A 12528-nucleotide genomic window follows, 5' to 3' on the forward strand; every position below is an offset into this window, starting at 1 on the left:
AATTAGCACTAATAGGAGCATTATAATTAGCTCTTGCCAAAACTTAAATGGGGATAAAATTTATACAGATGAAATACATTAGTTTAAACGATAAAAATCATAAAGTTTCCTTTGAAGATGCAGTTGTTCGCGGACTTGCACCGGGAAAAGCACTCTATTTTCCTGAAAGAATCCCTAATCTATCTAAAGATTTTTTTCAGAATTTAGGAGAACTATCCAAAGAGGAAATTGCTTTTGAAGCCATAAAACCTTTTGTAGGTGAAGAAATTGATAAAAACGGTCTTCAGGAAATTCTAAAGAAAACTTTAAACTTTGAATTTCCGGTAGTTCCAATTTCAGAAAACACAGGAACGCTTGAATTATTTCATGGGCCAACGCTGGCATTTAAAGATGTGGGTGCAGGCTTTATGGCGGGTTGCCTGGGGCATTTTGTAAAGAAAGGAAATCTTGGGAAAATTACAGTTTTAGTAGCTACGTCGGGAGATACCGGGGGCGCGGTGGCTAATGGATTTTTAGGTGTTGAAGGAATAGATGTAGTAATTCTATACCCTAAAGGGAAAGTGAGTGAAATCCAGGAAAAACAACTTACCACCCTTGGCCAGAATATCACTGCATTAGAAGTAAATGGAAATTTTGACGATTGCCAGGATATGGTTAAAAAGGCTTTTTCTGATTCTGAAATAAGTGAAAAACGCCAACTAACTTCAGCCAATTCCATAAATGTAGCACGCTGGTTACCACAAATGTTTTATTACTTTTTTGCATATAATCAATTAAGTGAAAAACAACAAAAAGTGGTTTTTTCAGTGCCCAGTGGAAATTTTGGAAATATTTGTGCGGGAATGTTAGCTAAAAAAATGGGGCTTCCCATAGACCATTTTATAGCTTCTAATAACGAAAATAATGTAGTGACACGTTATTTGAAATCTAAAGAATACACTCCGAAACCGAGCGTACAGACTATCTCTAACGCGATGGATGTTGGAAATCCCAGTAATTTTGTAAGAATCCTGGAATTGTTCAATAATGAATTTGAACCGCTATCAAAACAACTCTTTTCTTTTAGTTATTCTGATGAAGAAACCAGGAAGGCCATTAAAGAAGTAAAGGACAGGTATAATTATGTAATGGATCCTCACGGAGCAGTTGGTTATCTCGGGCTTCAGGAATTTTTAGTTGAAAATCCAGATTATTACGGTACATTTTTAGAAACCGCCCATCCGGTAAAATTCCTGGAAACTGTAGAGGAAGTGATTGGAGAAAAAGTGGAAATTCCGGCTTCCATTAAAGAAGCGATGAATAAAGAGAAAAAAGCTTTCAATATCTCAGATTATGATGAATTGAAAGCTTATTTGATGCAATAGTTAAGAAAGAAAATGTTTGGGAAGGATTATCTGAATTTCGTCATTCTGAATTTATTTCAGAATCTAAGTTGAAGTAGATATTAGACCCTGAAACGAGTTCAGGGTGACGTTAGATGAACAATTCTTCCCAAACTATTTATTGCAATTAATACTTAGCAGGAGCGCCTTCTTTTGGAAGACTGTTTTCTATAAACTCCCGAATATCTTCATTGGCATTTTTAAGATCCTCTGCTCGCAGATACATCATATGCCCGCTTTCGTAGCCTTTAAAACTAAGACGGTCTTTCATTTTACCGCTTGGGTCTAATTGCCACATCGTGTATTTTGCATTAAAATAGGTAGTAGCGCCATCAAAGTAACCCGATTGAATCATTACATCTAAATTAGGATTTTGCGCCATTGCCTGCCTCAAATTTTCACCGCTATTATCACCACTGCGATCCCAGGGATGAACGGGGCCAAACATATAATATTTCAAATCTGTTTCAAAATTAAGATCCTGCCGCAGGTAATGATTTATGGCGGGAGTAAACGAGTGTAACCAGGAAGTAAGCTCAGCATTATAATCGGGGGAATCTCCGGCTTCTTTGGCGTCTATTCCAAGATATCTGGAATCCAGTCTACCAACGGTAACACCATCTTTTCGCTTTAATTCTTTCCAGAAAAAACGATAATCTACATCAAGATTATTCTGAAGAATTACCTCTTTAGAAATCCCTGAATAATAAGCCATTTTCTCGGCTGCTTCCTCTTTTTTTGCAGTTTCAGTAAAACCGCCTTTTACAAGAACTGGCGTTAATTCATTTATAGTATAATTTTCTACTTCTTCCAGCAAATCTTCCAATTCTTTATTCTGAAGTTCTGCGGGTAAAGCATCATGATACCAGGCGGTGGCTGCAAAATATGGTAGCCTGTTAGCTATGCCCACCGGGCCATCGCGATCTATGCCAATTTCGGTTGGAGACACTAAAATTACTCCGTTAAGGTACATCCACTGGCTGTTTTGCAATTCTAGAGCTAAACCTGAAACACGGGTAGTTCCATAGCTTTCACCAATAAGATATTTTGGCGATAACCAGCGTTCGTTTCTGCTTACAAAAGTATTCAGCCATTCGGCTAAATATTTAATATCGGCTTGTACGCCAAAAAATTTTTCTCTGTTAACTTTTCCATCTTCATCTGGGATAGGGCGGGAGTAGCCAGTGTTCACCGGGTTCACGTAAACAATATCTGCAACATCTAAAATTGAATGTGGATTTTCCTTAATTCCGTAAGGCTGAATTGGATATCCTTCATCATCAATTTTTAACACTCGCGGGCCTGTATAGGCAACGTGCATCCAAACGGAAGCCGATCCCGGCCCACCATTAAACGAAATAACCAGGGGCCTGTTTTCGGTATTTTTTACATCGCTTCTTTTATAATAAGTATAAAATAAACTGGCAATTGGTTCACCATCATTATTCCAAAGTGGCTGCATGCCCGTAGTGGCCGTATAATCTATATTTTTTGAATTAATAGTCACCGAATGATTAGTGGTGACCGTAGTATCTACCGGAATTTCAACTTTCTGGCTCCAGGCCGTAGTTATAAAAACAAGTAAAAAAAGAGGGGTAAAGATGTTTTTCATGTGGTTCTAATTTTTAGAACCGAAAAATACACTGAAATACACAATTCCCCAAACAGGCTAATCTTTATTATTGAGATTTTCGTCCCTAAAAATAATGATATAACTAAGAATAATACCTCCAACTGCTGCGAGTAAGAAGAAAATCATTGCAAGCCCCGGGTAACCAAAAATTGTAAAATCTGAAGGAACCTGCATAAGCATTGAAGCACCAATAATCATTGCTGCTATAATTAGGCCTAGAGTAATACGATTGGCTACTTTTTGAAAACCATCTGTAACCCGTTGTTCATCTATGGCATCAATCTTAATTTTGAATTCATTTTCAGATAAATTCTTTGAAATTGTATTTAAACGATCGGGTAAGTATTCCAGAAATTTCTTTGAAGCTAACACCGAAGAGAAAAAGTTTTCAGGCTTTAATTCTTCATACATCTTATCTCGCATTATCTTGGTTGAATGTCTTTTAATGGCATCTCTAAGATCAAATTCTGGATCTAAGACCGCGATTATCTGATCCATATTTAGAAGAATCTTTCCAAGAATATTCACTTCTACAGGGAGGTGAATTCCGCTTTCGGCTGCAAGCCGGTTTAATTGAATAAGAAGCCGGCCGGTTTGCATATCTTTAGCCGTACTATGCTCGCTATCCATAATAATATCAGAAATGGTCTTTTTGAAGAATTTAAGGTTGGCATCTTCTGTAACCTCACTCATGCTTAATAGAACACGAGCTGTTTCTTCTCCATTATTATTACTAATAGCTAATAAAAGTTCTAAAATATATTGTTTAATTCCCGGGCTAAACTTGGCAACCATCCCAAGATCTATCAGGGCAATTTTATCATCTTTTGTAAATTGAATATTCCCGGGGTGTGGATCGGCGTGAACAAACCCATCATTAATTACTTGTTGCAAATAGGCTTTAACCAGTTCATCTACAAGGGGCGAATAATCTACTTCAATTTGTTTAAGTGGAGATATTGAAGTGATCTTTCTGCCTTCAATATATTCCATGGTAAGGACTTTAGCCGCAGAATAGTCCTGAATAGGTTGCGGTACAATTAAATATTTAAAATCCTTTAAATTGTCACCAAGGGTAATTAAATTCTGTGCTTCACGATGGTAATCTAACTCCTGGAGTAGAATGCGCCTAAGTTCGGTTAAAACATCATCAAAGGCATATTTTTGGGCGGTTGTACTGTGTTTTACAGCCAGCTCTGCCAGTTCTTTTAAGGTATCTAAATCTGAAAGGAATTGTTTTTTAATTCCCGGTCTCTGAATTTTTACCGCAACCGGTTTTCCCGATCTTAAAGTAGCCCTATGTACCTGTCCTATGGAAGCACTGGCCAAAGGTTCTTCATCAAAACTATCAAAAGCTTTAGAAATCCTGGTGCCTATTTCTTCTTCTACAATGCGATGAACTTCTTCGTAAGGAATAGGAGGAACATCATCCTGTAAAGTGGCTAAAGCCTTTAAATAAGCATCTGGAAGAAGGTCTGGACGGGTAGAAAGCAGCTGGCCCATTTTAATATAGGTAGGCCCCATATTTTTTAGATCTTCTACCAGTTCATCTGGGCTTTGATCGTATGAATTCTGTGAATTATCTGAATCTGATTTTTCATCCATTGCCTGCGACGCGGTATTGGCAAATAGATCGCTGTTCCAGTATTTTAGCATAAAGCCTATAAATTTCTGGTAACGCAAAAGATCGTCGGGAAGTACAGACATAAGATTATTGGTTGTTATGTTATTTAGTTTTTTAAAGATATCTATTTAAAATTATAACACCAATATGTACCGAAAAGCAGTCCGTTTTTTTGGTGTTATTTAAGAAACCTTTTGAATGTTTTACAGAAATTAGTTGGTTAACCACTAAATTTCCTATTTTCAGCATTTAATTTTAATCTTTTTTCATACTTAAAATTAATGGGAAAAAATGGCAATTTTAATTTCAGGGAAAAGGTAGATCAGGCTGCTTTAAGCAAACCCTTATTCTCCCGAATGGATAAAGATATTCCTTCCAGTATTGTAGTGTTTCTTGTAGCCCTTCCTTTGTGCCTTGGAATAGCACTTGCAAGCGGTGCCCCTTTGGTTTCCGGATTAATATCGGGAATTATTGGTGGAATTGTAATAGGAAGCGTAAGCCATTCATCGGTAAGTGTTAGTGGTCCTGCTGCCAGTTTAACTGCGGTGGTTTTAGCTTCTATAGCTTCTCTTGGGAGTTTTGATGTGTTCTTAATGGCGGTGGTGCTTGGTGGAATTTTTCAGTTTATCCTGGGAATTCTTAAAGCCGGACTTATAGCCGATTATATGCCTTCAAATATTATTAAAGGCCTACTTGCAGCGATTGGAATTATTTTAATCATCGCTCAGCTTCCTTATGCCGTTGGATTCATACAAGATTCAGGAGCAAATTTTGGAGCACGGGATAACCTTCTGGAACAGGCTATTGCTATGTTTAAAAACTTTTTTTACTCTCTGCACCCCGGCGCAGTAGTTTTGTCTATAATTTCACTAGCAATCATTATTTTCTGGGAGAAAAGTCCGCTTAAGAATTTTAAACTTTTGCCGCCTTCCTTAATTGTGGTTATTCTTGGCGTGTTTTTAAATTTACTTTTCAAGTATATAGCTCCCGTACTTCATTTAAGTGAAAAATATCTGGTGAATATTCCAAAAATAGATCGTGTAAGCGAACTTGTAACCTTCCCAGATTTCAATTCTATCACTAATCCTGAAGTTTGGGGCGTGGCAATTACAATTACACTTATCGCCTCTATAGCCAGTTTATTGGCTATTGAAGCTGCAGATGAAATTGACCCGCATAAGCGGAAAACGCCTCCAAACCGGGAATTGGTAGCCCAGGGAATTGGAAATACCATAGCCGGTTTAGTAGGAGGTATTCCGTTAACATCAGTAATTGTGCGAAGCTCGGTAAATATTAATGCCGGGGCCGAAACCAAGCTTTCCACAATTTTACACGGAATTTTCCTGCTTTTAAGCGTTTTGTTTTTAAGTTCCATTTTAAACCTTATTCCGCTCTCCAGCCTTGCGGTAATTTTATTGGTAGTGGGTTATAAACTGGCCTCCTGGGATGTAATTAGCACGATGTATAAAAAGGGATGGAACCAATTTATTCCTTTTGTTGTGACCGTTGTGGCTATTATTTTAACCGATTTATTAATCGGGATTTTTATTGGGTCCCTGGTGAGTATTTTCTTTTTACTGCGCAGTAATTATCACAACGCATTTTTTATTGAAAATACTAAAATATTTAAAGGAGAAACCATAAGATTAGAGCTTTCTAACGAAGTTTCATTTTTTAATAAAGCTTCAATTAAAAACAGTTTATGGAATGTGCCGCAGAATTCTAACGTGATTATTGATGCTACTTTTTCCAGTTATATAGATCACGATATACTGGAGATCTTTGAAGATTTTAAAACCACTTTTGCAGAAGAAAATAATATTAACGTAAGTATTATTGGCCTTAAAGATAAATATTCTGCAGGGAAAGAATTAGATTTTGTTCGGGAGGATATTGAAGAATCTAAAGAAAGATCTACACCGCAGGAAATCCTGGATTATTTAAAGGAGGGAAATTCAAGATACGTAGATGGAAAATTGGTTTCCAGACGACTTCGGAATAAAGAATTAATGGATTTTATCAATTCGCCGCCACTTGCTACTGTAGTAAACTGCATAGATTTAAGGGAGCCTTTAAATGTTATGATGAATACCGGGATTGGAGATTTAATTCCCATTAGAGCCGCCGGTAATCTTGTAGATAGTCATATTATTAAGAGTATTGAAATTGCCTGTAAACAGCAGGGCTCACGTTTTATACTTCTTATGGGAAATTCGTCGAATAAAATTTACCTGGAAGCTTTAAATGAATATATGAAAAACGGATATCAAAATCCCGATTCCCTTATAGCTGAAGCATTAAAAGCGCAACAAATCCCGGCTAAATTTGAAGAAAAAGATTTATATACTTATGCCGATCTTATCACACGCTGGAGTGTAAAAGAATCACAAAAGCGTATTATAAAAGAAAATCCATATTTAAGGGAACGAATATCACAGGGTAAATTAGGACTCGCCACTGCATTCTTTAACCGGGAAAACGGAAAAATTGAATTCTCTGAATTATATGATTCTGCAACAGTTTCCTAATATGAAAGCGCTTCGTTTAGCCTGTTAATATTTAACGGATTTCCAAAAATATATAATAAGTCTCCTTGTTTAATTTTAGTGTCCGGGAGAATTTCAGTAATGTATTGAGTATCTCTTTTTATGGCCAGTACAGTAACTCTAAAGTTCTTACCAATTCCGGAAGTTTGAATACTTTTTCCAACAATATCCCTGTTATTCTGCTGCACACTTAAGGTTACAATTTCCCGGTTTGGAATATGTAAATGCTGTAACGAAGGTTTATGCGGCCTTCCTTTTACTGAAGTTAACATCTCATAATCTGACGAACGAATACTGGCAGTAAAATCCATTATCTCGTTATAAGGCACCAGGTATTTTTTAAGCACCCGGTTAAAGATTTCTATAGAAGTCTCAAATTCTTCTGGAATTACTTCATCGGCTCCCAGTTTAATATTTTCTTCAATCTCCCTAACATAACGAGTTCTTACAATAATAAAAGCTGTTTTAGAATATAAACGTACGTTACTAATAATCTTTTTTGTAGCTCCCGGGTCAGAAATTGCAATAACAATAACCCTTGCTTCCTGGACGTGAAGATGTTTTAGAATTAAGGAGTTGGTTGCATCTCCAAAAATAATAGGTTCATTATTATTTTTCGCCTTTTTAAAAGTTACAGGATCGGTATCTAAGATAACATAAGGAATTTCAGCGTTTCGGGCGGCTTTCGCAATATTTTCACCATTAATTCCGTAGCCAATAATAATTAAATGATCGTCCAGTTTCTTAGGTTCATCGGTTTCTTCAGTAGTCTTAAGTTTATTTAAACTTTCCAGTCTATGCCTTACGGAAGAAGGCACCCTGGCCTTAAGTATTGAATAAGTAATCTTTGGCGCCGCCGCAATTAGAAAAGGGGTAAGCCCCATAGTAATTATTGAAATCGCTAAAAAATATTGATAAACACTATTTGGTATAATATTATTATCTAAACCAACACCAGAAAGCAATAAGGAGAATTCACCTACCTGAAATAAACTGAATAAACTTAATAAAACTGTTCTTGGCGGATATTTCAGCAATAAAACCGTAGCACCAACTACCAGCATTTTTAAAAATACAACTCCAATAACCAATAGAAGAATCATCAAAATATTATTGATAAAAAATTCTAAATTCAGGAGAGAACCAACCGAGATAAAAAAGAAACTGATAAAAATCTCTCTAAATGGCAAAACGTTTACTGTAGCCTGGTGGCTGTATTCAGATTCAGAAATAATAAGTCCTGCGAAAAACGCACCTAAAGCAAGGGACAAGCCTACAGAGGATGTGAGCCAGGCAATAGCAAAACAAAAAACTACAGTTGTTAATATAAAAAGTTCTTTGCTTTTAGTTTTAACCACCATACTAAAAATTCGGGGTACAATATATCGCGCCAGTAAATAAATAACTACGCCAACACCAACAATTTTAAGAATAAGAATTAAGAGGGTAGTAAGGAGATCGCCGCCATCACCTGCTAATATTGGGGTGAGCAACATCATGGGAACTACAATTATATCCTGGAAAATTAAAATTCCAAGCGCAACCCGGCCGTGCGGTGCGGTAATTTCCCCACGTTCCTGGATGAGTTTTAAAACTATTGCGGTACTACTTAAAGAGAACAAAAACCCTAGAAAAACTGCCGAATTTAAAGGTAAACCGAAAAAATAAGCAACGATTGTAGTGAATAGAATTGTGCCACCTACCTGAAGCCCGCCGCCAATTAAGACTGTATTTTTCATTGAAATAAGCTCTTTTATAGAGAGCTCAATTCCAATAACAAAAAGCAGGAAAATAATACCAATTTCTGATAGTAATTCTACCTCGTGAGAAGAACTTATAAGGTTAAAGGCGTGTGGACCTGCAATTATACCAGCGAGAAGAAATCCCAGGATTGATGGCACTTTTATCTTTTGGAATAAAAGAATTATCAAAATTGAGAGTCCCAGGATAATAACAATATCCTGTAAAATAGGAATTTCCATAAATTAATCTTCAAGTTGGTTAGGTCTTCCAATTTAAAAGATAAAACCCGATTATGGAAATAAAAAAGCGGCGGGAATTCCCGCCGCTGAAAATACTTAAATTAAAATCTATTAACCTTTTAACCAAGCATTTCTAAGTTTTACTTCTTTGCTGCTTTCGGGCAGATCTTTTTCGGTTATTGTAGTATCGGTATCAGTGGGTTGGGCAGTAGTAGCTGTAAGTTCTACCTCTTCGCCGTCTCGCATTACTACAAAACTCACTTCTTCACCTTCTTCCCAGGATTCAGCTTTCATAATTAGATTATAAACATTCTGAATATTATATTCTTCGCCGTTTACCGTTTTGATTATATCGCCACCTGTTGCACCAAGTTCCTGTAAAAACGAGTTGAACTGAATATTTTCTCTAAAAAACAATTCACCTTTAGCAGGATCACCATCTATATAAGGGGTTTGCCCTTTAATAAAATAGCCGGTATTAATTTCGGTTTCACTTTCTTCAAGTCCTACTTTGGCAAAAAATTCGTTGTAGGGAATTGGAGTTGTACCGCTAACATAGGTTTCCAGGAAAGTTCTAATTTCGGGATAAGTAAGTTCAACAATATCATCAAATAATTCTTCATCTTCAAAAGGCTTATCCATTCCATATCTCTGGCTAAGGGCTTTCATAAGATCCAGAATTCCCATTTCGCCATCGCTTAATTCCCTTAACCGAATATCTAAAGCCATCCCGATTAAGGCTCCTTTTTGATATACGTTGTAATAACTGTCTTTATAAGGATCTTCCAGGATGTTTTGGCTCATTTTGGTAAATGGCATGGTATCGTCAAACTGTTGCGCCGATTTTATTTTATCTGAAATTCTATCGTAAAAATCCTGTTTCTCTATAAGCTCCTGGTTTATTTGGAAAAGGTTCGCGAAATATTCGGTTACGCCTTCATACATCCATAAATGCTGAGACATTTTAGGATCGTTATAATCAAAATAATGAACTTCTTTTGAATGAACATTTAACGGAGTAAGTATGTGGAAAAATTCGTGAGAAACCACATCGGTCATTGTTTTTTGTAATTGTTCAGGCTGCATAGCTTCTGGAAGCACAACTACGGTAGAAGTGTGATGTTCTAACGCACCAAAACCGCGGGCATCCTGTTTTTCACTATCTGAAAGATATAACAGAATTGCATACTTGCCGGTGTTATCTACTTCTCCTAAAAAGCGTTTTTGTGCGCTAATCATCTCTTCAATTCCCGGTTTTATACTTTTTGAAGAATATTTTTTATTAGGAGAATATACATTAATGAGCACTTCCATACCTTCTACCATAAAACTTGTGGTATCTGGTTTAGCGTACATAATTGGGTTGTCTATAACTTCAAAATATCGGCCCAGAGAATAAATATCTTCTTTAAATGCCATATCTTCTGAGGCTGCAACCGTTTTGCTTAAAGCTGTACCGGGAATTAAACCTTGTGGTCTTTTAATTAGAAGCCGGTAAGGTTCCTCCTGTTTATTTTCAAAATAACCTACAAACCCGTGGAGGTTAAGCATAAAATTTTCCCCTGCTTCAATATTGGTTCCTGAAGGTGAAAATACACCCTCTTCGTCTTCAATATCATAAGTATCGTTTACCTGGTAGCTTACTTTGTCTAAATTTGCTGCATTCGGAATATTCCAGGAATTATCGTCAATTTTTTCAAATTTTATTTCATTTCCATCATAATCCAGGGCTTTAAAATTTTCGATAAACTTTCCGTAATTGTCGGTAGAGTAGGTGCCGGGAACAGTTTTAGGAATATAAAAAGTAGTATTTTCAGTAGTAAACCTATCGGGATCTACGCTCACCGAAACTTTGTCTTCTTCAACATTTACAAGATCTATGCTTGCAATTACGGGTTGATTTTCTTTTGAGGTTTGCGTGGTTTTACAACTATATAGGGCGCCAATAAAGGCCAGCGTGTAAATAGCTTTTTTCATTGAGAAACGTTTCTTTTTTAATAAGACTCAAGAAGTGCGTAAAAGTTACATTTATAAAGAAAAAAATTTGTTTTTATAAAAATTGAGCATAAAAAAACCGCTGAATTTCTCAGCGGTTTTAAAGCTTATTTTAGAGAAAAAACTACTCTCTAATATGGCCTTCTCCTAATACATAGTATTTATTGGTAACCAATTGTTTTAAACCAAGTGGCCCACGGTGGTGAAGTTTATCGGTACTAATAGCGAGCTCTGCACCAACTCCCATTTGGCCACCATCTGTAAATCTAGTAGAAGCGTTGTGGTACACAGCGGCACTGTCTACCTGCTCCATAAAGTTGGCGGCTTCTTTCTTATCATCAGTGATAATCACAGCTGAATGTCCTCCTGAATATTTATTGATTTTCTCCATTGCGGCGTCGTTACCATCAATAGCACCAAGTACAATTCTCATGGCCAGGAATTCTTCATACCAGGTATCTTCAGATGGTATTTTTTCTTCATTTGGAAGTACTTTAGCGATATCATCGTCTACCTGAATATGTACTTTATTCTCTGTGAACATATCATACAATTCTTTTACTCTTTTTTCAAAGTCTGGTAGATTTTTATCAACTAATACCTTATCTAATGCATTACATCCTGAAATCTTATCGATTTTAGCATTTAGCATTACTTTTTTAGCGGTATCAAAATTGGCATTCTTAGAAACATAAAGGAAATTATTTCCTCGTCCGCTTACTAAAACTGCACCTGTAGAATGTTCTTTTACAAAAGCAATAAGCTTTTCTCCACCTCTTGGAACTACTAAATCTATATGTTGTGGCGGATTTTTAAGAAACTCCTGGGTTTCGGTTCTATTCATTTGTAATAGCTCGATCCAGTCTTTTTCCAAACCGTTTTCCTGAAGCGCTTCGTGCCAGCATTCCTCAAGAATTCTATTGGAATGGTTTGCTTCTTTTCCACCTTTTAAATAGATCTTGTTATTTGCTTTAAAAGCAAGTACAGCGGCTTCAATTGTAACATCGGGACGGGATTCATAGATAATCATAATCGTTCCGAATGGTGCGGTTTTGTTGGTAATGTCTAAACCGGTATCCAATCTTCTATGCTCTATAGTTTGGCCTACGGGATCTTCCTGGTCCATAACTTCTTTTACAGAGCGTATCATATCGTCTACCTTGGCATTGTTTACTACCAATCTATCACGCATAGCCTGATCTCCTTCGCCAAAAGCGTCAAGATCTTTTTTATTTTCGGCTACTATTTCTTCACGTCTCTTATCCAAAATATTAATCATGGATTGCAAAACGTTATTTTTGGTTTTAGAATCTAATAATTTCATTATTCGATTTATTTTTAGTTTGATTAAACTTCAATTTTTATT

At 36.4% G+C, this 12528-nt stretch carries 7 protein-coding genes; 2 read left to right on the forward strand and 5 right to left on the reverse strand.

What is annotated here, in order from left to right; all coding sequences use genetic code 11:
• Positions 1–68 precede the first annotated feature (68 nt).
• The gene (thrC, locus tag J0871_RS10430) at positions 69–1364 is read left to right on the forward strand and encodes a threonine synthase (protein WP_208225170.1); all 1296 of its coding nucleotides are present in this window, start codon (positions 69–71) and stop codon (positions 1362–1364) included.
• A 145-nt stretch (positions 1365–1509) separates the two neighbouring features.
• On the opposite strand, the gene J0871_RS10435 is transcribed toward thrC, so the two are convergent.
• Together J0871_RS10435 and J0871_RS10440 are read right to left on the reverse strand one after the other, a co-directional pair.
• Positions 1510–2994, reverse strand: a complete 1485-nt coding sequence (locus tag J0871_RS10435) for a carboxypeptidase (RefSeq protein ID WP_208225171.1) — start codon at positions 2992–2994, stop codon at positions 1510–1512.
• 57 nt (positions 2995–3051) lie between these two features.
• Positions 3052–4722, reverse strand: coding sequence for an AarF/ABC1/UbiB kinase family protein (locus tag J0871_RS10440; RefSeq protein WP_075326591.1), 1671 nt, complete (start codon positions 4720–4722; stop codon positions 3052–3054).
• A gap of 198 nt (positions 4723–4920) precedes the next feature.
• Here J0871_RS10440 and J0871_RS10445 point away from each other — a divergent pair, with 198 nt between their 5' ends.
• Positions 4921–7167 (forward strand): SulP family inorganic anion transporter, encoded by a 2247-nt coding sequence (locus J0871_RS10445; protein WP_208225172.1) that lies wholly within the window; start codon positions 4921–4923, stop codon positions 7165–7167.
• Here the strand turns inward: J0871_RS10445 and J0871_RS10450 are convergent.
• The 3 genes from J0871_RS10450 to J0871_RS10460 form a co-directional block, all read right to left on the reverse strand.
• Positions 7164–9167, reverse strand: coding sequence for a monovalent cation:proton antiporter family protein (locus J0871_RS10450; RefSeq protein WP_093302375.1), 2004 nt, complete (start codon positions 9165–9167; stop codon positions 7164–7166). The two genes, J0871_RS10445 and J0871_RS10450, sit on opposite strands and share 4 nt — an antisense overlap.
• 111 nt (positions 9168–9278) lie before the next feature.
• Positions 9279–11144, reverse strand: coding sequence for a peptidase M61 (locus tag J0871_RS10455; RefSeq protein ID WP_208225173.1), 1866 nt, complete (start codon positions 11142–11144; stop codon positions 9279–9281).
• Between the two features lie 142 nt (positions 11145–11286).
• The gene (locus J0871_RS10460; protein ID WP_208225174.1) at positions 11287–12486 is read right to left on the reverse strand and encodes a glutamate-5-semialdehyde dehydrogenase; all 1200 of its coding nucleotides are present in this window, start codon (positions 12484–12486) and stop codon (positions 11287–11289) included.
• Between the last annotated feature and the right edge of the window lie 42 nt (positions 12487–12528).

Source organism: Salegentibacter sp. BDJ18, from assembly GCF_017579965.1.
Classification (GTDB): domain Bacteria; phylum Bacteroidota; class Bacteroidia; order Flavobacteriales; family Flavobacteriaceae; genus Salegentibacter.

Bases quoted from the DNA above. Each gene is read 5' to 3' on its own strand.
- thrC (WP_208225170.1), top strand. From the start codon at position 69: ATGAAATACATTAGTTTAAACGATAAAAATCATAAAGTTTCCTTTGAA.
- J0871_RS10435 (WP_208225171.1), bottom strand. From the start codon at position 2,994: ATGAAAAACATCTTTACCCCTCTTTTTTTACTTGTTTTTATAACTACG.
- J0871_RS10440 (WP_075326591.1), bottom strand. From the start codon at position 4,722: ATGTCTGTACTTCCCGACGATCTTTTGCGTTACCAGAAATTTATAGGC.
- J0871_RS10445 (WP_208225172.1), top strand. From the start codon at position 4,921: ATGGGAAAAAATGGCAATTTTAATTTCAGGGAAAAGGTAGATCAGGCT.
- J0871_RS10450 (WP_093302375.1), bottom strand. From the start codon at position 9,167: ATGGAAATTCCTATTTTACAGGATATTGTTATTATCCTGGGACTCTCA.
- J0871_RS10455 (WP_208225173.1), bottom strand. From the start codon at position 11,144: ATGAAAAAAGCTATTTACACGCTGGCCTTTATTGGCGCCCTATATAGT.
- J0871_RS10460 (WP_208225174.1), bottom strand. From the start codon at position 12,486: ATGAAATTATTAGATTCTAAAACCAAAAATAACGTTTTGCAATCCATG.